We start from the raw sequence: 19,869 nt of genomic DNA, 5'->3' as shown, positions 1-19,869 counted from the left end.
TGCGGGCCTCTTCGCGGGCAAGCCTCGCTCCTACAGGGTTAGCGTTGATTTTCCGACCGACACTTGTAGGAGCGAGGCTTGCCCGCGAAGGCGTCCGCAAGACCGCAACAAATACCTCAGACCAACTCTTTAAGCCGATGCCAAAGCATCCCCAACGCCAGCAACGGCGAACGCAAATGCTTGCCCCCGGGGAAGGTGATATGCGGGACCTTGGCAAACAGATCAAACCCGCCTCCCTGCTGCCCGCTGATCGCCTCGGCCAGCAACTTGCCCGCCAGATGCGTGGCATTCACGCCATGACCGGAATAAGCCTGGGCGTAATACACATTCGGCTGATCCTTTAACCGCCCGATCTGCGGCAGGCGATTAGCGCCGATGCCGATCATCCCGCCCCATTGATAGTCAATCTTCACCCCGCCCAGTTGCGGGAAGACTTCCAGCATCTTCGGCCGCATGTACGCGCCGATGTCCTTCGGGTCGCGACCTGAATAGTGGCAAGCGCCGCCAAACAGCAAGCGTCGATCCGCCGAAAGTCGGTAGTAATCCAGGGCCACCCGTTGATCGCAGGCCGCCATGTTCTGCGGCAGCAGTGAGTGCGCCAGTTCTTCACTCAAGGGTTCGGTGGCAATGATGTAGCTGCCGGCGGGCAGCACTTTGCCGCTGAGCTCGGGGTTGAGTTCGTTGAGGTAGGCGTTGCAGCCCAGCACCAGCGTCTTGGCGCGAACCGAGCCTTGGGCGGTATGGACGGTGACTTCGGTGCCGTAGTCGATGCGAGTTACCGCTGATTGTTCGAACAGCTTCGCCCCCAACTGCTGCGCGGCGGCGGCTTCGCCCAGGGCCAGGTTAAGCGGGTGAAGATGGCCCGAACCCATGTCGATCAGGCCGCCGACGTAGCGGTCCGACCCCACCACCGTGTGCATTTCACTGGCTTGAAGCAGTCGGGTTTCGTAGCGGTAACCGAGGCCGCGCAGCTCTTCGGCATCTTCAGCGAAACCTTCGAGGTCGCTGGGCTTGTTCGCCAGGTCGCAGTAACCCCAGGTCAGGTCGCACGGGATTTGAAAACGCTCAACGCGCTGGCGGACGATTTCTACCGCTTCCAGGCCCATGAATTTCATCTGGCGCACGCCGTCCGCACCGATCACGTTGGTGAATTGATCGAGGCCGTGGCCGACACCGCGAATCAACTGCCCGCCGTTGCGACCGCTGGCACCCCAGCCAATCTTGTGCGCTTCCAGCAGCACCACGCTGAAACCGCGTTCGGCCAGCTCCAGCGCGGTGTTCAACCCGGAAAACCCGCCGCCGACCACGCACACGTCCGCCACCAGGTCGCCTTGCAGCACCGGATGGTCGGGCTGCGACAGGCTGCTGGCGGCGTAGTAAGAGGCGGTGTGCTGGGCACGGGCATTCATGTGAGCGTCCCTGATTCGTGTGTCTGGAAAATGTGACGGAGCATAAGCCGGACCTTCCGGCACGGGCAACATTGGTCGGTTGATGCTGTCTGGATCGCGGCTTTTGCGTCAGACTCCCGGTCTATTCCGCTTTTGGTTACCGCTTCGATGAGCTGCAACAGTCAGAAAATCCGCACGTTGCGCCAGCAGATCCCCTCGTTCGAGTGCGTGCCCGGCTGCCATGACTGCTGTGGGCCGGTGACCACCTCCCCGGAAGAAATGTCGCGCCTGCCGCGCAAGACCCGGGCCGAGCAGGATGCGGCGATGGACGAGCTCAACTGTGTGCACCTTGGGCCCAACGGCTGCACGGTGTATGACGAGCGGCCGCTGATCTGTCGGCTGTTTGGCACCACCAAGACCTTGCCATGCCCCAATGGGCGGGGGCCGGTGGAGCTGATTCATCCGCGGGTGGAGAAGCAGATTCATGAGTACATGGCCAGTACTCGGCAGGTGTTGGTCTAGAGGTGTTGATTCAGGTGGACCGAGTCGCGGCCTTCGCGAGCAAGCCCGCTCCCACATTTGAGCTTCAGTGAACATAACTCCTGCGTAACGGAGATCCCCTGTGGGAGCGGGCTTGCTCGCGAAGAGGCCAGCACAGGCAACAAATATCTCAATCCGGAATCGGCAGGCACAAACTCTCCTTCACCTCTTCCATCACGATATAGCTCTTGGATTCCCGCACATGCGGCAGCTTGAGCAAAATGTCGCCCAGCAACTTGCGGTACGACGCCATCTCGGAAATCCGTGCCTTCACCAGGTAGTCGAAATCCCCTGACACCAAATGGCACTCCAGCACGTGGGGCAGTTTCAGGACCGCGCGTCGGAACTCTTCGAAAGTATCGCCGGATTTGTAGTCGAGGCTGATCTCGACGAACACCAGGAGACTACCCTTGAGGTGCTGCGGATTTAGCCGGGCGTTGTAGCCCATGATGATCCCTTCGCGCTCCAGGCGCCGGACCCGCTCGGTACACGGCGTGGTCGAGAGCCCGACCTTTTCCCCAAGCTCGGTGAAGGAGATACGCCCGTCCGCTTGCAGGATCCGCAGGATGTTGCGGTCAATCTTGTCCAGCTCACGTTTGGTCTGAGTGTTGGTACGCATAGGGGATGCGCCTCCGTGAAAAGGGTTTTTGCCGAGAATTCTCGCCAAATATAAGCAGTTATATAGTGAAAAGCACTGCCTAATCTTTTTTACACTGCGCACATCAGTGCTCTACAACTACGAACGTCAGCGGCGAGCCGCGATGAGGGATATGAAAATGCGCGTTATGGTCTTGGGTAGCGGCGTCATCGGTACCACCAGTGCTTATTATCTGGCGCGTGCCGGGTTCGAAGTGGTGGTGGTGGACCGTCAGCCAGCCGCTGCCATGGAGACCAGTTTCGCCAACGCCGGGCAGGTATCGCCGGGTTATGCCTCGCCGTGGGCCGCGCCAGGTGTGCCGCTCAAGGCCATCAAGTGGCTGCTGCAGCGCCACGCACCGCTGGCGATCAAGGCCACCGCCGACATCGACCAGTACCTGTGGATGGCGCAGATGCTGCGCAACTGCACCGCCAGCCGTTACGCCGTGAACAAGGAGCGCATGGTCCGTCTGTCCGAGTACAGCCGTGACTGCCTCGACGAATTGCGCGCTGAAACCGGCATTGCCTACGAAGGCCGCAGCCTCGGTACTACCCAACTGTTCCGCACCCAGGCTCAGCTGGACGGCGCCGCGAAAGACATTTCCGTACTGAAAGAGTCCGGCGTGCCGTTCGAACTGCTCGACCGCGCCGGCATTGCCCGCGTTGAGCCGGCCCTGGCCAGCGTCACCGATATCCTCGCCGGCGCCCTGCGCCTGCCGAATGACCAGACTGGCGACTGCCAGATGTTCACCGTTCGCCTGGCCGAAATGGCCGTGAAACTGGGCGTGGAATTCCGCTTCGGTCAGGACATTCAGAAACTCGACTACGCCGGTGATCGCATCAACGGCGTGTGGATCGACGGCAAGCTGGAAACCGCTGACCGCTACGTGCTGGCCCTCGGCAGCTATTCGCCGCAACTGCTCAAGCCGCTGGGCATCAAGGCCCCGGTGTATCCGCTCAAGGGTTACTCCCTGACCGTGCCAATCACCAACCCGGCGATGGCTCCGACTTCGACCATTCTCGACGAGACCTACAAGGTCGCGATCACCCGTTTCGACAACCGCATCCGCGTCGGCGGCATGGCTGAGATAGCCGGTTTTGACCTGTCGCTGAACCCGCGTCGGCGCGAAACCCTGGAGATGATCGTCAACGACCTTTATCCTCAGGGCGGCGATCTGGCCCAGGCGAGCTTCTGGACCGGTCTGCGTCCGACCACCCCGGACGGTACGCCAATCGTTGGCGCTACGCCGTTCAGCAACCTGTTCCTGAACACCGGTCACGGCACGCTCGGCTGGACCATGGCGTGCGGCTCCGGCCGTTTGCTGGCGGACCTGATGGCGAAGAAAACGCCGCAAATCAGCGCCGAAGGCCTCGATATTTCCCGTTACGGCACCAAACTTCAGGAGTCCGCAAAACATGTCAATCCAGCGCCAGCTCACCAATGAGCGCATGAGCCAGATCGTTGTCCACAGCGGCACCGTTTATCTGGCAGGGCAAGTCGGCGACGACATGAGTGCCGGGATTGAACAGCAGACCCGCGAAACCCTGGCCAATATCGAGCGTTTGCTCGATCTGGCAGGCACCGACAAGAGCCGTTTGCTGTCGGTGACGATTTACCTGAAAGACATCGACGCGCATTTCGAAGGCATGAACGCGGTGTGGGACAAGTGGCTGCCAAAAGGCGTCGCCCCGGCCCGCGCAACCGTTGAGTCGAAACTGTGCGAACCGGAAATCCTGGTTGAGCTGTCGGTTGTAGCCGCTCTGCCATAAGCCTGTCAGAAAGATCCCTCTCCCGGTGCTGTTGGCGGTTCACGCCGTCAGCCAGCGCCGGTTTTTATTCCCATGACCGCCTAGAAGTCTGCCGCCATGCGTCCAGCCCGTGCCCTGATCGACCTTCAAGCCCTGCGTCACAACTACCAGATCGCCCGTGAAGTGACGGGGGCCAAGGCCCTCGCCGTTATCAAGGCCGATGCCTACGGCCATGGCGCGGTGCGTTGCGCCCAGGCGCTGGAAGCCGAGGCGGACGGGTTTGCCGTCGCCTGTATCGAAGAGGCTTTGGAGCTGCGGGCCGCCGGTATTCGTGCGCCGGTGTTGTTGCTGGAAGGTTTTTTCGAGGCCGATGAGCTGTCGCTGATCGTCGAGCATGATTTCTGGTGCGTGGTGCATTCGTTGTGGCAGCTCGAAGTCATCGAGCAAGCCGCATTGAGCAAGCCGATCACGGTCTGGCTCAAACTCGATTCGGGCATGCACCGGGTGGGTCTGCATCCAAAGGATTACCAGGCGGCCTATCAACGGCTGCTGGCCAGCGGCAAAGTCGCGAAGATTGTCTTGATGAGCCACTTCGCCCGCGCTGATGAGCTGCACGATCAGAGCAGTGCCGAGCAGGTCGCTGTTTTTGAAGCGGCACGTAAAGGTTTGTCCGCCGAGATCAGTCTGCGCAATTCGCCGGCAGTACTGGGTTGGCCACAGATCCCGAGTGATTGGGTGCGCCCGGGCATCATGCTCTACGGCGCCACGCCGTTTGAAGAGGCCAACGCCGTGGCTTCCCGTCTGCAACCGGTGATGACCCTGGAATCGAAAGTGATTTGCGTGCGTGAACTGCCGGCCGGCGAGCCGATCGGTTACGGCGCCAGGTTCATCACTCCCAAGCCAATGCGCGTTGGCGTGGTGGCCATGGGTTACGCCGATGGCTACCCGCGTCAGGCACCGACCGGCACGCCAGTGTTGGTCGCCGGGCAGCGCAGCCAGTTGATCGGCCGCGTGTCGATGGACATGCTCTGCATCGATCTGACCGATGTGCCGCAGGCTGGCCTGGGTTCGACCGTCGAGTTGTGGGGCAAGAACATCCTCGCCAGCGAGGTGGCTGCCGCCGCTGACACGATTCCCTATCAGATCTTCTGCAACCTGCGCCGGGTGCCAAAGCTCTATTCCGAGGGTTAGCGGTCAGCGGTCCGTGCCGGAAGTCGCCTGGCTGAACAGGATTCAGGCCAAAGTGTTGTAAATACTGAACGCTGTCGCCATGATAACGCTCAATATTTCTACAACCTGAATCCCTGGAGGCTCCAGCATTGGACGTCGGTGAACGACTGCAATCCATCCGTAAGCTCAAAGGTCTTTCCCAGCGTGAGCTCGCCAAGCGCGCGGGCGTCACCAACAGCACGATTTCCATGATCGAGAAGAACAGCGTCAGCCCCTCGATCAGTTCGCTGAGGAAGGTACTGGGCGGGATTCCCATGTCCATGGTCGAGTTCTTTTCCGAAGAAATCCTGCAGGAAAAACCGACGCAGATCGTCTACAAAGCCAACGAGCTGATCGATATTTCCGATGGCGCAGTGACCATGAAACTGGTCGGCCGGGCGCACCCGAGCCGGGCTATCGCATTCCTCAATGAAATCTACCCGCCTGGCGCCGACACCGGTGACGAGATGCTCACCCATGAGGGCGAGGAAACCGGCATTTTGGTGGAAGGACGACTGGAACTGGTGGTCGGGCTCGAAACTTTTGTGCTCGAAGCCGGCGACAGCTACTACTTTGAAAGTACCAAGCCACACCGTTTCCGTAATCCGTTCGATGCGCCGGCGCGACTAATCAGCGCAGCCACGCCCGCGAATTTCTAAGAGAAGAGGCGTCCTGCCAGCACGGCAGCGGCACCCGAAGCGTTTTTCCGCCGCGCAACAAGACCCCTTCGACTTTGGGGTTGTTTCAGTGCGGCGGGCTTACCGTTATACTTGCGCCCGCCTGCGAACCGTGGCCGTGGGCGTGACTAGCCACCATTGAGGGTGAACGCGTGAATCTAATTATGAAAATGCTGGCTGCACCAGCAACCGTATTGGCCCTATGGGCTGTCAGCGCTCAAGCTGCGACGAACGACGATATTGCAAAACGCCTTGAGCCCGTCGGCCAGGTCTGTGTGACGGGTCAAGAGTGCAAGGGGATGGAAGTCGCTGCTTCGGCGGGTGGCGGTGATGCCAAGACCCCTGACTCTGTGATTGCCAAACATTGCAACGCTTGCCACGGTACCGGCCTGCTGGGCGCGCCGAAAATCGGTGATGGCGCTGCGTGGGGCGAGCGTTCCAAGAAGGAAGGTGGTGTTGACGGTCTGCTCGCCAAGGCGATCTCCGGCATCAACGCCATGCCGCCGAAAGGCACCTGTGCCGATTGCACCGACGCCGATCTCAAAGGCGCCATCCAGAAGATGTCCGGCCTGAAATAAGCCTGCATCTCCAGCGAAAAAGCCGCTTGCGAGCGGCTTTTTTGTGCCTGCGATTTGCCCCGTGGGACTATTCTTTGCAGCAAAGGCCCGGCAAGCTCGGTCCAACCCCAATTCACGGAATGTAAGGGAGGATCAGATGGTGCAGCTGTGTTCTATCGAGCAAGCGGTCGATGACGTATTGGCGCGGTTGCCGGCGCATATCCACATGGGCTTGCCCCTCGGCCTGGGCAAACCCAACCACTTCGTCAACGCGTTGTTCCAGCGCATCGCGCAATTGCCCGAACGGCAGCTGACGATTTACACCGCCCTGTGCCTGGGCCGTCCAGCCTTGGGCGATGGTTTGCAAAAGCGCTTTCTCGAACCCTTTATCGAGCGGGTCTTTGGCGATTATCCGGAACTGGATTTCCTCGCCGGCCTGCACAAGGACAGCCTGCCGGCGAACATCCATATCCAGCAATTTTTCATGCAGCCCGGCAGCCTGCTTCACAGCGCGTCGGCCCAGCAGGATTACGTGAGCAGCAACTACAGCCACGCCGCGCGGGACATCAATGCCGCTGGCTTGAATATCGTGGCGCAACTGGTGGCCAGCCACTCCGAGCATCCGGATCGACTGAGCCTGAGTTGCAACCCGGACATCACCCTCGACCTGTTTCCGATGATCGCCAAACGGCGGGCGGCGGGGGAGACGATCCTGTTGGTGGGCCAAGTCCACAACGACTTGCCCTACATGCCCGGTGACGCCGAAATCGGCATCGATGCGTTCGACCTGCTGATCGACGAAAAGGACAACACCACGCTGTTCTCCACGCCGAACATGCCGGTGGGTTTCCAGGATCACTTCATCGGCCTGCACGCCAGTACGCTGGTGCGCGACGGCGGCACCTTGCAGATCGGCATCGGCGCCATGGGCGATGCCCTGACCGCCGCGTTGCTGGCGCGCCAGGCCGACAATGACGGTTACAAGGCGTTGCTGGCGGAGATCAATCTCAGCCAGTGGGCGCAGTTGATTGACCGCGAAGGCGGCATCGAACCGTTCGCCAAGGGCCTTTACGGTTGCAGCGAGATGTTCGTCAACGGCTTGCTGGTGCTGGCCGACGCCGGGATCATTCGGCGCAAGGTCTACCCGGACGTGCCGACCCAGCAACAGGCGAATGCCGGCACCCTCGACGAAGCCGCGCAAACCGACGGCATCAGCGTGCATGGCGGGTTTTTCCTTGGGCCGCGCAGTTTCTACGAGCGCCTGCGCGAGCTGCCGCAAAGCAAGCGCCTCGAGTTCAACATGACCCGCATCAGCTACATCAACGAGCTCTACGGTCAGGAAGAACTCAAACGCTTGCAGCGCCTGGATGCGCGCTTCATCAACACCGTGTTCACCATGACCCTGCTCGGTGCGGGCGTGGCCGATCAGCTGGAGAGCGGGCGGGTACTCAGCGGCGTTGGCGGGCAATACAACTTCGTCGCCCAGGGCCATGCCCTGGAAGGCGCGCGGTCGGTGCTGCTGCTGCGCAGCTGGCGCGAGGCGGGCGGTGAGGTCAGTTCGAACATCGTCTGGGAGTACGGCCACTGCACGATCCCGCGGCATTTGCGCGATATCGTGGTCACCGAATACGGCATCGCCGATCTGCGCGGCAAGACCGACGCGGCAGTGATCGAGGCGTTGCTGAACATCAGCGACTCACGGTTCCAGTCGGGGCTGATCGAGCAGGCGCAGAACGCTGGCAAGTTGCCGAAGAATTTCCGCATCGATCCGCGTTTTGCCGACAACAGCCCGGAGCGCTTGCAGGCGATTCAGGCGCGGCATGCGAAGTTGTTTCCGGAGTATCCGCTGGGGTGTGATTTCACCGCTGAAGAGCGGGACTTGTTGCGGGCGCTGAACTGGTTGAAGAGCAAGTTCAAGCTGACGGAGATTCTGGAGCTGGGCAAGGCCGCGCTGGACGCGCCCGAGGCTTCGGAGTTTCCCGAGCATTTGGAACGCATGCAGCTGACCAACCCTGAGGGGTTGAAAGAGGATCTGTTTCAGCGCTTGTTGCTCACCGGCCTCAAGGCCACCGCTATTTAACCGCCAACAGAGATCAAATGTGGGAGCGGGCTTGCTCGCGAAGGCGGTGTGTCAGTCGACATCATCATTGACTGACACACCGTATTCGCGAGCAAGCCCGCTCCCACAGTGGTATTGCGGTGTGGCTTTATTCGATGAACGTCACAACGCCGCCAACCAGCGACTGCACCCGAGCCAACGACTCAACCCGATAACCCTGCGCATCCAGCTCGGCACGCCCGCCCTGGAACGACTTCTCGATCACGATCCCCAAACCAGCCACGGTCGCACCGGCCTGTTTGATGATCGAGATCAGCGCTTGCGACGCCTTACCGTTGGCCAGGAAGTCATCGATGATCAGCACGCGGTCGCTGCTGGTCAGGTGGCGCGGGGAAATGGCCACGGTGCTTTCGGTCTGCTTGGTGAACGAGTAAACGGTCGCCGACAGCAGGTTTTCAGTCAGGGTCAGGGACTGATGCTTGCGCGCGAAGATCACCGGTACGCCGAGGTTCAGGCCGGTCATGATCGCCGGGGCGATGCCCGAGGCTTCGATGGTGACGATCTTGGTGATGCCCGAGTCCTTGAACAACGCAGCGAACTCGTCGCCGATCAGCTTCATCAGGGCCGGGTCGATCTGGTGGTTCAAAAAGGCGTCGACCTTCAGGACCTGATCGGAAAGCACGATGCCTTGTTCGCGGATTTTCTGGTGCAGTGCTTCCATGAAGCGTTCCTCTACTGACGCCTTATGCGCCTAGCTTGTCAAAAATGCTTGGTTAGAAAGTATTCGGTTAAAAAGTGCTCAATTCTAGCGCTTTAACATCGCCCGTATATCGGCCAATGCGGTATTGCCGCGAACGGCTTTGACTTCAACAGGCGTGTCGTCGGTGCCTTCCCACGCCAGGTCGTCCGGCGGCAGCTCGTCAAGGAAGCGGCTCGGGGCGCAATCGATGCTCTCGCCGTATTGCTTGCGCTTGGCGGCGAAGGTAAAGGCCAGGGTCTGACGCGCCCGGGTAATCCCGACGTAGGCCAGCCGGCGTTCTTCTTCGATGGTGTCGGCTTCGATGCTGGAACGGTGCGGGAGGATTTCCTCTTCCATGCCCATGATGAACACGTAGGGGAATTCCAGGCCCTTGGAGGCGTGCAAGGTCATCATCTGCACGCCTTCGGCGCCGTCTTCCTCTTCCTGCTGACGTTCCAGCATGTCGCGCAAAACGAGTTTGCCGATGGCGTCTTCGACGGTCATCTCGCCTTCTTCGTCTTTTTCGAGGGTGTTTTTCAATGCCTCGATCAGAAACCACACGTTGCCCATGCGGTAATCGGCAGCCTTGTCGCTGGAGCTGTTGGTGCGCAGCCAGTTCTCGTAGTCGATGTCCATGACCATGCTGCGCAGCGCGGAGATCGGGTCTTCGCCGGCGCACTGCTCGCGGACCTTGTCCATGAAGCGCTTGAAGCGCGACAAGCGATCGGTGAAGCGTGCATCCAGGTGCTCGCCCAGGCCGATTTCGTCGGTGGCGGCGTACATCGAGATTTTGCGCTCGGTGGCGTAGTTGCCCAGCTTCTCCAGCGTGGTCGAACCAATCTCCCGGCGTGGGACGTTGATTACGCGCAGGAAGGCGTTGTCGTCGTCAGGGTTCACGATCAGGCGGAAGTAGGCCATCAGGTCTTTCACTTCCTGACGTCCGAAGAAGCTGTTGCCGCCGGACAAGCGATACGGAATCTGGTGGTGCTGCAGCTTCAGCTCGATCAACTTGGCCTGGTAGTTACCGCGATACAGGATCGCGAAATCGCTGTACGGCCGGTCGGTGCGCAAGTGCAGGGTCAGCAGTTCCACGGCCACGCGCTCGGCTTCGGCGTCTTCGTTGCGGCAGCGGATCACGCGGATTTCGTCACCGTGGCCCATCTCGCTCCACAGCTGCTTCTCGAATTCGTGCGGGTTGTTCGAGATCAGCACGTTGGCGCAGCGCAGGATGCGGCTGGTGGAGCGGTAGTTTTGCTCGAGCATGACGACTTTCAGGGACGGGTAATCGTCCTTGAGCAGCATCAGGTTTTCCGGACGGGCGCCACGCCAGGCGTAGATCGACTGGTCATCGTCGCCCACCACGGTGAACTGGTTGCGCGTGCCGATCAGCAACTTCACCAGCAAATACTGGCTGGCGTTGGTGTCCTGGTATTCGTCCACCAGCAAATAGCGGACCTTGTTCTGCCACTTTTCGAGGATGTCGGCGTGTTCCTGGAACAGCTTCACCGGCAGCAGGATCAGGTCGTCGAAGTCGACCGCGTTGAACGCCTTGAGCGTGCGCTGATAGTGGGTGTAGACGATGGCGGCGGTCTGTTCCTTGGGGTTGCGCGCATTTTCCAGGGCTTCGGGCGGAAGGATCAGGTCGTTCTTCCACGAGCCGATCATGTTCTTGATCTCGTCGACGCCATCGTCGCCCGAGTATTCCTTCTGCATGATGTCGGTCATCAGGGCTTTGACGTCGGTTTCGTCAAAGATCGAAAAACCCGGTTTGTAACCCAGGCGAACATGTTCCTTGCGGATGATGTTCAAGCCCAGGTTGTGGAAGGTGCACACCGTCAGGCCACGGCCTTCGCCGCCCTTGAGCAGGGTGCCGACCCGTTCCTTCATCTCGCGCGCGGCCTTGTTGGTAAAGGTCATGGCGACGATGTACTGGGCGCGGATGCCGCAGTTTTGGATCAGGTGCGCGATTTTGCGGGTGATCACGCTGGTCTTGCCGGAGCCTGCACCGGCGAGCACCAAAAGAGGGCCGCCGACGTAGCTCACGGCTTCTTGCTGCCGGGGATTGAGTCGGGACATACGAAATCAGGGAGTCATTTGTGAAATGGGCCGGCATTTTAACAGGCTCAGCGAATTGTGCTGCTCTCTCCGACTTGTGACGCAACACGCTATCTCTAATTGCCGGTTTTGATACTTTCAAGCAGGATGCGCGGTGAATGTGCGGCTAATGTTCGTATTCCAGACACAAAGCCACATCTGATAACTGATGTCATTTGGTCATTGGTTGATGGCGCGGCATAATGCCTGCCGCCTACATCTTTGCAGAGTCTAGGGAGCTAGCTTGTCTACGCCTGTCGAACCCTTGCGTTTGCTGCTACTGGCTGAAGAGCCGGCGTGGACAGCGTTGTTGCGCGAGTGTCTGGCTCCGATGGGGAGCTCGGCCGTGCTCATCAGCGCGCCGAGCTGGGAGTCGGTCAGCAGTCTGTTCGATGACAACCGCAGCGCGGTGTTGTTGACGATTCCTGCGCTTCAGCCGCTTCCTGGTCGTTGCAGCTTGCCGACGGTGTTGCTGCTGGAGTACGAGCCACTGGCGCCGCCCGATGGCGTGAGCGACTGGCTGGTGCGCGATCATCTCGATCCCGGCATGCTGCGCCGCTGCCTGCGCCATGTGCGCGAACGCGGCTTGCTGGAACACACTCTGCAACGCCTGGCCGAGCAAGATCCGCTGACCGGCATCGCTAACCGCCAGGGTTTCCAGACCTTGCTCGCCGCGCGCCTGGCGGAAAACGACGGTCGCGGACTGGCCCTCGGTCACCTGGACCTCGACAACTTCCGTCACGCCAACGATGCCCTCGGCCACCAGGCTGGCGACCGCTTGATCCTGCAAGTGGTCGCGCGCCTGAAAAGCCAGCTTGAGGCCGGCGATCAACTGGCGCGTCTGGGCAGCGATGAATTCGCCCTGCTGATCGACACCCGCCGTGCGCCTCAACGCGCCGAATGGATGGCTGAACGCATCACCGAAGCCCTGGCCGAGCCTTACTGGGTCGACGGTGAAAGCCTGTTGATCGGTTCCAGCCTTGGCATTGCGCACGCCCGGGCCCAGGCCGGCGCCGACCCGCTGATGTGGCACGCGCACATCGCCATGCAGCAAGCCAAAAGCACTCAAGGCTGCACCTTTCACATCTTCAACGAACGTATCAACCGCAATGCCCGCAGCATGGCTGATCTCGAAAGCGAGCTGCGCCGGGCTTTGCGCCGTGATGAACTGGAGTTGCATTACCAGCCACGCCTGAACCTTGAAGACGGCCAGATCGTCGGCCTCGAAGCCCTGGTGCGCTGGCGGCATGCCGAACGCGGCTTGCTGGCGCCCAGCGAGTTCGTGCCACTGGCCGAGCAAAGCGGCTTGATCGTGCCGCTCGGCTACTGGGTGATTTCCCGGGCCTTGCGGGACATGCAGGCGCTGCGCGAACGCGGTTTGCCGGCGCTGCACATGGCGATCAACTTGTCGTTCCGGCAGTTTCAGGACAGCCAATTGCTGTCGACCCTGAGCCGGCTGATTGCCGAGCGCGGTGTCGAGGCGCAATGGTTGGAATTCGAGCTGACCGAAACCGCCGTGATGCGCCGCAGCGACCTGGTGAAGCAGACCATGGACGCCCTCGGGCGCCTGGGCGTGCGCTTCTCGCTGGATGACTTCGGCACCGGGTTCTCATCCTTCGTGCACCTCAACAGCCTGCCGATTGCCTTGCTGAAGGTCGACAAGAGCTTTGTCGGCGGCATGGAAGAGCGCGAAGAGAATCGCAAACTGGTGCACGCGATGATCAACCTGGCGCACAACCTCAATCTTGAGGTGGTGGCTGAAGGCGTGGAGACGGCGGAGCAACTGGATTTGTTGCGCGGGTTTGGCTGCGATCAGGTGCAGGGGTATCTGATCAGCAAGCCGTTGCCGTTGACGGAGTTGGTTGAGTATCTGACGTTTGGCAGCAACCAGCAGCCTTCACTGGAAGTCGTGGTTTAAGACGGTTTGCACAAAACCTGTGGGAGCGGGCTTGCTCGCGAAAGCGGTGTGTCAGTTAACGTAGATGTCGACTGACACGGCCCCTTCGCGAGCAAGCCCGCTCCCACAAGGGGATCTCAGTCTGGCTGTGCGATTTGGAAACTTGTTCCTGACGCCGGCTCCCGCCGAATCATCCGCTTCATTTTCCACTCAAACGCCAGCGTCAAACTCACCGCCGCGCACGCCAGCCCCAGCGCCAACCCCCACCAGACGCCCGTCGGCCCCCAGTTCAGGTTGAACGCCATCCACCACGCCGCCGGCGCGCCGATCAGCCAATAGCAAGCCAGCCCGACCAGGAACGTGGTCTTGGCGTCCTTGAGCCCGCGAATGCAGCCCATGGCGATGGTTTGCGTGCCGTCGAACAGCTCGAACCACGCCGCCACCGCCAGCAGGCTCACAGCCAGGTTGATGACCTCTCGAAACGCCGGATCGTTATGGTCGAGGAACAAGCCGATCAGCTGATTCGGCAGGAACCAGAAGACCATCGCAAAACCCAGCATCGCCGCCGCGCCAAAGGCAATCCCGACCCGTCCGGCCAACCGCGCATCCAGCAACTGCCCGGCGCCGTAATGCTGGCCGATGCGCATGGTGATCGCATAGGAAATGCCCGCCGGGATCATGAACGCCACCGAAACAATCTGCAGGGCGATCTGGTGCGCCGCCAGTTGCGTACTGCCCATGGTGCCCATGCACAGCGCGGCGAACGCAAACAAGCCGACTTCCACCGCGTAGGTGCCGCCGATGGGCAGGCCGAGGCGCCACAGCTCTTTCAGGTACTGACGGTTTGGCCGCGACAGACCCTGGCGCAGCGGATACGCGTCGTACGCCGGATGCCGACGGATGTGCAACGCCAGCGCCACCGCCATCAGGTTGGCGACAATCGCCGTGACCAGCCCGATGCCCACCAAGCCCATTTTCGGCAGGCCGAACATCCCGGTGATCAACGCATAGTTGAGCAGGAAGTTGGCCACGGTGCCGCCGAGGCTGATGACCATCACCGGGGTCGCCCGGCCGATGGCGCTGGTGAAGCCGCGCAGGGCCATGAAACTCAGATAGCCGGGCAGGGCGAACGGCAGGATCAGCAGGAACTGTCCGGCGGCCTGGACGTTGGTTTCGGTCTGGCCAAACAGCAGCAGCACCGGTTTGAGGTTCCACAGCAGCAGGCCGGCCACCAGCGCCATCAACCACGCCAGCCATAACCCGGCCTGGGTCAGCCTGGCGGCGCCGACGATATCGCCCGCGCCCTGACGGATCGCCACCAGGGTGCCGACCGCCGCGATCACGCCGATGCAGAAGATCGACACGAACGAATACGTCGCCGCGCCCAGGCCGCCACCGGCCAGTGCTTCCGGGCTCAGGCGCGCCATCATCAAGGTGTCGGTGAGGACCATCAGCATGTGCGCCAACTGCGAGGCAATCAACGGCCCCGCCAGCCGCAGGATGGCCCAGAGTTCGGTACGCGCTGGATGCTGCATGGTCATCACGCCTCGATTTCAGTGTTAACAGGAGAGAGCCGATTCTCGGCGCTCTGCGGGCTTTTCACAAAGGGATAAAAAGGATGGGTGGCATGAGTCAAACTCATGCTGGCGAGTTTCTGCTACCGTGGCGTGACCGCGCTATAGGAGCTTTCCGAATGTCTCGTCGTCTTCCTCCCTTGTATGCCCTGCGCGCATTCGAAGCGGCGGCGCGGCATAGCTCGTTTACCCGCGCCGCTGAAGAATTGTCGATCACCCAGAGCGCGGTCAGCCGACACATTCGTACCCTCGAAGAGCATTTTGCCTGCCGACTGTTTCACCGCAGCGGGCGCAACCTGCAACTCACCGAGTCGGCGCGGCTGATTCTGCCCGGCATCCGTGAAGGTTTCACCGCGCTCGAACGCGCCTGCAATACGTTACGCGCCGAAGACGACATCCTGCGCATGAAAGCCCCGTCGACGTTGACCATGCGCTGGCTGTTGGCGCGCCTGAGCCGCTTCCGCCACTTGCAACCGGGCAACGAAGTGCAATTGACCAGTGCCTGGATGGACATCGACACCGTGGACTTCAACCACGAACCCTTCGACTGCGCCGTCATCCTCAGCAACGGGCATTTCCCGCCGGATTGGGAGGCGACGCTGTTGTTTCCAGAGGAGCTGATTCCAGTGGGCGCGCCGAACCTGCTGAAGGATCAGCCGTGGGACGTGGCGCGTCTGGCGAGTACCGAACTGCTGCACCCGACGCCGGACCGCCGGGATTGGCGAACATGGCTGGCGCGCATGGGGCTGGACGATCAGGTGTCGCTCAAGGGTGGCCAGGTGTTCGACACGCTGGAGCTGGGCATGATTGCCGCTGCGCGGGGCTACGGCGTGTCCATGGGCGATTTGCTGATGGTCGCGGAGGATGTCGCGCAGGGTCGCCTGAGTTTGCCGTGGCCGACGGCTGTCGCCAGCGGAGAGCATTATTACCTCGTCTGGCCGAAAACCCGTCCGGGAGGTGAACGTTTGCGCCGTCTCAGCGATTTCCTGCAAGGCGAGGTCCGGGTCATGGAATTACCGGATGTCGAGCGCTTGAGCTGAATCGTTAGAGCCCCTGCAATAGAGGCCTTGCGCCATATCCCCGCTAATTACTCAAGTATTCAGGTTTGCCGCCGAAAATCTGCAGGTGGAACCTTCGTGCAGGTTCGTCGCAATTCCCATTTGAATTTTTGCCGAGTGCGCATCGTGATCAGGATGATCCGGTCACTCGGCCAGGAGCTGTCATGTCTCAACCTCGTGCCCGGATCGCCTCACAGCTTGGTCTTGCGCTTGCCGTGATACTGGCGATTGTCATCACTGGCAGTACCGTGTTCGCCCTGCGTTCGCTGGATACCGCCAACCTCGCCACCCGCGAAGAGCACCTGGCCAGTGAAGCCCGGCTGCTGGCCGATCAGTTGAGCACCTTTCACGGCACGTTGCGTGAAAGCACCCAGCGCCTGGCCGGCCTGTTCGAGAAGCGCTTCAGCGCGGGCCTGAGCGTGCATCCGGACGAACCGGTGGCCGTGGCCGGCACCCAGACCCCGGGCCTGCACCTGGGCAGCGAAGTGCTGAACAACAACTTCAAGGAAGTGGACGAGTTCAAGCAAATGACCGCGGGCGTTGCGACGGTGTTTGTGCGCAGTGGCGAAGACTTCGTGCGGGTCAGTACTTCCCTGACCAAGCAGGATGGCAACCGTGCCATCGGCACCTTGCTGGATCACGCTAACCCGGCCTACTCGCGCTTGATGGCGGGGCAGAGCTATGTCGGCCGCGCCTTGCTGTTCGATCGCTCCTACATGACGCAGTACACGCCTGTACGCGACAGCAGCGGCAAGGTGATTGCCGTGTTGTTCGTGGGATTCGATTACACCGACGCGCAGAACGCTCAGTTCGAGAATCTCAAGCGCTTCCGCATCGGCCAGACCGGCTCGCTTGCGTTGCTGGATGAACAGCGCAAATGGCTGGTGCCGATCGCCGGCGTACAAGCGCTGGATCAAGCAGTCCCGGCCATCGTCGATCTGGCGAAAACCCCGGGCAAGGGCGATTTCTGGAGCGACAAGTCCGAAGACTTCTACAGCGTGGCCGTGCCGTTCGATGGCGGCCCGTGGTCGGTGGTGGCGAGCATGCCAAAAGCCGAAATCAGCGCCGTGACCTGGAGTGTCGGCATTCAGTTGGCAATCGGCAGCCTGCTGGCGATGTTGATTGCGGTCGGTTCGGCAGTTTGGCTGCTGCGCAGCAAACTTGCGCCGCTGGGTGATCTGGTGCGTCAAGCAGAAGCCTTGGGTGCCGGTGATTTGAGCGTGCGCCTGAGCGTGTCGAGCAATGATGAAATCGGTCAGTTGGCCCGCGCCTTCAACCAGATGAGCCAGGCCTTGTCGACCATGGTCGAGCACATCCGCAAGGCCTCGGGCGAGGTCAACAGCCGCGCTCAGGCGTTGTCCGGCCTGTCCGGTGGTGCCTATGAAGGGATGGAGCAGCAGTCGGGCGAAATCACCAGCATGGCCGGCGCCGTGGAAGAATTCAGCGCGACCTCGCTGAACATTGCCGACAACATGGGCAGCACCCAGCGCCTGGCGCAGGAAAACGCACAGCAAACCCAGATCGGTCGTACGTCGATGGACGAGGCTTCCTCGTCGCTGGAGCAAATCGCTGGCGCCTTGAACAGCACGGCAACAGTGATCAATACCCTGGGTCAGCGCTCCCAGGAAATCGGCGGCATCGTCGGGGTGATTACTTCGATCGCCGATCAAACCAACTTGCTGGCGCTCAACGCGGCCATCGAAGCGGCCCGTGCCGGTGAGCAGGGTCGTGGTTTTGCGGTGGTCGCCGATGAGGTGCGTAACCTGGCTTCGCGCACGCGTCAGGCCACTGACGAAATCTCCGGGATGATTCAAAGCATCCAGCAGGAAACCGGCAACGCCATCAGCACCATGGAACAGGGCAATGTGCTGATGCAGGAAGGCTTGTCGCGTAATGCCAATGTGGCCTCGGCCCTGGCGCGGATCGATGAGCAGAGCCGTTCGGCGGGCCAGCAATTTGCGGCGATCACCACCGCGACTCAGGAGCAGAGCAGCACCGCGACGTTGCTCAGTAGCAACCTGCAAAGCATTGCGTTGGCGAACAGTGAGCAGCGGGAAGTGGTGTCGAACCTGGCCGTGACCGCCAAAGAGCTGGAGAAGCTGGCGGCGGACTTGCGCCAAGAGGTTGACCGGTTTCGTTGAGTCGTCGCTGAAATAGCTTTCGCGGGCAAGCCTCGCTCCTACAGGTTTTGTGTCGTTCACAAAAGAGTGGAATGACACAAAACTTGTAGGAGCGAGGCTTGCCCGCGATGGGCTCACCTCAATTTCTGATCAGACGATCAGTCGCACTTGGCATTGCTCGACACTTCCTTGCTCGCCAGTTTCAACTGCTTGCCCAATTCCGCCGCGTTGGTGCTGCTGTAAACCCGGCCGCCGGTGTTTTCCGCGATGCAGCGTGACGGGCCACCGGCGCCGATTTTCACCACGTTGACCCGCAGGCGCGGTTGGTCTCTGGCGATTTGACGGGAGACTGCGCACACGTCTTTCTGGCAACCGTCCTCACCGTCGACGAACATCACGATCACCGCATCGTTATTGCGCCCGTCCACGGTGCTTGCCGCGTGGGCCAGGCTGTCGGCCAGCGGTGTGCCGTCGTTGGGCACCAGGCCTCGAATCCCGTTGATAAGCCGCTGACGGTCGCCAAACTTGAACACGCCCTGGTCCGGTGTGGCGTTGCAGCCAGCGAAGGTGATGAGGCGCGTGTCGATCTTCGGGTCCAGCCCGTTGATCATGCCGGCCAGCGAGTCCTTGGCGACGTCCATGCGGCTGGGCTTGGCGAAGATCTGCATGGTGCGGTTCGCGTCCAGGTACTTGTTCAGCTCATTGCCGAAGAACCAGTCCTCATCGGCTTTCACGGACTTGATGTTCAAATCCATCGAGCCCGAGGTGTCGAGCACCACCACGAATTGCGGGATCTCTGCGTTTGGCGCTTTTTTACGGCACGCGAAGTTGTCCAGCGTCGGCGCCGGTGGCGGGGCGACGACCACAGGTTTTGGTGGCGGGACTGGTTTGGGTTCCGGCACTGGCACCGGTTCTGGCACGGGTTCCGGTTCTGGTTCTGGAACGGGTTCAGGTTCCACGACAGGCTCGGGCACCGGCTCAACCGGTTTCTCGATCGGTGTTACAACGGGCGCGACAGGCGGAACCACGACGACGGGTTCACGGTGCATGAACCACCAGTAAGCCCAAAGCGCCAGAAGCAGCAACAGCAACGCCAGCAAGGCCGCGGCGATCCACCAGCCACGGCGCGACGGCGGTACGACCGGCACCACCGGAACAACCGGCGGCACGATCGGTTTCGGCGGACGCTGATTCCAGCGCACCACCAGCGGCTCGCCGTTGAGGCTGTAGAGTTTGTCCAGCTCGGGCGTGCCGAGCAGGCTGCGCAGGTCATCCGCTACTGTGGGCTGACCGCGTTTTTGCAGTTCGTCCGCCAGCTGTCCGAGGGACGTCTGACGCACTTCATAGGTTTCCAGCAAACGTCGCTGCGCGTCCTCATTGAGGTCGGCATAGGGCGTGGGTTGGCCACCCAGTTCGGTCCACCATTCCAGCACGTCACCGCTGCCCATTCGCGGGATCGCGAAGAGGCTGGCGACGGTCGGCGGAAAGTGTTTCTGGATGAGGGCGACTTTGGCTTGCAGCGCACTCATCCCCTCCGGTGTGGCTTGCGCATCCCTGATAACCCGCTGCATG

16 protein-coding genes are annotated in these 19,869 nt (G+C 61.1%); 10 read left to right on the top strand and 6 right to left on the bottom strand.

Translation table 11 applies throughout. The features are described from left to right. Positions 1 to 116 precede the first annotated feature (116 nt). Positions 117 to 1,409 carry an NAD(P)/FAD-dependent oxidoreductase gene (locus ACA049_RS29865; RefSeq protein ID WP_497331892.1) on the bottom strand — a complete coding sequence of 431 codons (1,293 nt, stop codon included), beginning with the start codon at positions 1,407 to 1,409 and terminating at the stop codon, positions 117 to 119. 147 nt (positions 1,410 to 1,556) lie between these two features. Here ACA049_RS29865 and ACA049_RS29860 point away from each other — a divergent pair, with 147 nt between their 5' ends. After that, complete coding sequence (locus tag ACA049_RS29860; RefSeq protein ID WP_007947437.1) at positions 1,557 to 1,910, top strand: YkgJ family cysteine cluster protein; 354 nt, start codon at positions 1,557 to 1,559, stop codon at positions 1,908 to 1,910. A 148-nt stretch (positions 1,911 to 2,058) separates the two neighbouring features. Here ACA049_RS29860 and ACA049_RS29855 read toward each other — a convergent pair whose 3' ends face one another. Beyond that, positions 2,059 to 2,547, bottom strand: coding sequence for an Lrp/AsnC ligand binding domain-containing protein (locus ACA049_RS29855; RefSeq protein ID WP_010465173.1), 489 nt, complete (start codon positions 2,545 to 2,547; stop codon positions 2,059 to 2,061). Between the two features lie 157 nt (positions 2,548 to 2,704). On the opposite strand from ACA049_RS29855, the gene dadA reads away from it, so the two are divergent. The 6 genes from dadA to ACA049_RS29825 all read left to right on the top strand — a co-directional run bounded on the left by dadA (position 2,705) and on the right by ACA049_RS29825 (position 8,836). Further along, on the top strand, positions 2,705 to 4,009 hold the full coding sequence (gene dadA, locus ACA049_RS29850; protein ID WP_497331890.1) for a D-amino acid dehydrogenase: 1,305 nt from the start codon (positions 2,705 to 2,707) through the stop codon (positions 4,007 to 4,009). After that, positions 3,981 to 4,334, top strand: a complete 354-nt coding sequence (locus ACA049_RS29845) for a RidA family protein (RefSeq protein ID WP_109626698.1) — start codon at positions 3,981 to 3,983, stop codon at positions 4,332 to 4,334. Before dadA ends, ACA049_RS29845 begins: the two co-directional genes overlap by 29 nt. A 96-nt stretch (positions 4,335 to 4,430) precedes the next feature. Next, entirely contained in the window at positions 4,431 to 5,504 is a 1,074-nt protein-coding gene (gene alr, locus ACA049_RS29840; protein ID WP_497331888.1) for an alanine racemase, read from the top strand. Between the two features lie 128 nt (positions 5,505 to 5,632). Next, complete coding sequence (locus tag ACA049_RS29835) at positions 5,633 to 6,181, top strand: cupin domain-containing protein (RefSeq protein WP_007947433.1); 549 nt, start codon at positions 5,633 to 5,635, stop codon at positions 6,179 to 6,181. A gap of 170 nt (positions 6,182 to 6,351) precedes the next feature. After that, positions 6,352 to 6,777: a c-type cytochrome gene (locus ACA049_RS29830; RefSeq protein WP_497331886.1), complete on the top strand. Its 426-nt coding sequence runs from the start codon at positions 6,352 to 6,354 to the stop codon at positions 6,775 to 6,777. A gap of 136 nt (positions 6,778 to 6,913) precedes the next feature. Then, entirely contained in the window at positions 6,914 to 8,836 is a 1,923-nt protein-coding gene (locus ACA049_RS29825) for an acetyl-CoA hydrolase/transferase C-terminal domain-containing protein (RefSeq protein WP_497331884.1), read from the top strand. Positions 8,837 to 8,963: 127 nt separating this feature from the next. On the opposite strand, the gene ACA049_RS29820 is transcribed toward ACA049_RS29825, so the two are convergent. Then, positions 8,964 to 9,536, bottom strand: coding sequence for a xanthine phosphoribosyltransferase (locus ACA049_RS29820; RefSeq protein WP_497331882.1), 573 nt, complete (start codon positions 9,534 to 9,536; stop codon positions 8,964 to 8,966). 84 nt (positions 9,537 to 9,620) lie between these two features. Next, positions 9,621 to 11,630 (bottom strand): DNA helicase Rep, encoded by a 2,010-nt coding sequence (gene rep / locus ACA049_RS29815; RefSeq protein WP_497331880.1) that lies wholly within the window; start codon positions 11,628 to 11,630, stop codon positions 9,621 to 9,623. 262 nt (positions 11,631 to 11,892) lie between these two features. Between rep and ACA049_RS29810 the strand changes: the two genes are divergently transcribed. Further along, positions 11,893 to 13,566, top strand: a complete 1,674-nt coding sequence (locus ACA049_RS29810; protein WP_497331878.1) for a putative bifunctional diguanylate cyclase/phosphodiesterase — start codon at positions 11,893 to 11,895, stop codon at positions 13,564 to 13,566. A 116-nt stretch (positions 13,567 to 13,682) separates the two neighbouring features. On the opposite strand, the gene ACA049_RS29805 is transcribed toward ACA049_RS29810, so the two are convergent. Then, on the bottom strand, positions 13,683 to 15,080 hold the full coding sequence (locus tag ACA049_RS29805) for a NorM family multidrug efflux MATE transporter (protein WP_497331876.1): 1,398 nt from the start codon (positions 15,078 to 15,080) through the stop codon (positions 13,683 to 13,685). A gap of 158 nt (positions 15,081 to 15,238) precedes the next feature. Here ACA049_RS29805 and ACA049_RS29800 point away from each other — a divergent pair, with 158 nt between their 5' ends. Further along, on the top strand, positions 15,239 to 16,159 hold the full coding sequence (locus ACA049_RS29800) for a LysR substrate-binding domain-containing protein (protein WP_497331874.1): 921 nt from the start codon (positions 15,239 to 15,241) through the stop codon (positions 16,157 to 16,159). A 182-nt stretch (positions 16,160 to 16,341) separates the two neighbouring features. Further along, positions 16,342 to 18,318 (top strand): methyl-accepting chemotaxis protein, encoded by a 1,977-nt coding sequence (locus ACA049_RS29795; protein WP_497331872.1) that lies wholly within the window; start codon positions 16,342 to 16,344, stop codon positions 18,316 to 18,318. A 137-nt stretch (positions 18,319 to 18,455) separates the two neighbouring features. Here the strand turns inward: ACA049_RS29795 and ACA049_RS29790 are convergent, their stop codons facing one another. Further along, positions 18,456 to 19,868, bottom strand: a complete 1,413-nt coding sequence (locus tag ACA049_RS29790) for a vWA domain-containing protein (RefSeq protein WP_497331870.1) — start codon at positions 19,866 to 19,868, stop codon at positions 18,456 to 18,458. Between the last annotated feature and the right edge of the window lies 1 nt (position 19,869).

It is taken from the genome of Pseudomonas sp. LBUM1662 (assembly GCF_059695915.1).
Note: the sequence above shows the minus strand (reverse complement) of the source record. Positions and strands in the feature narration are given on the sequence as shown.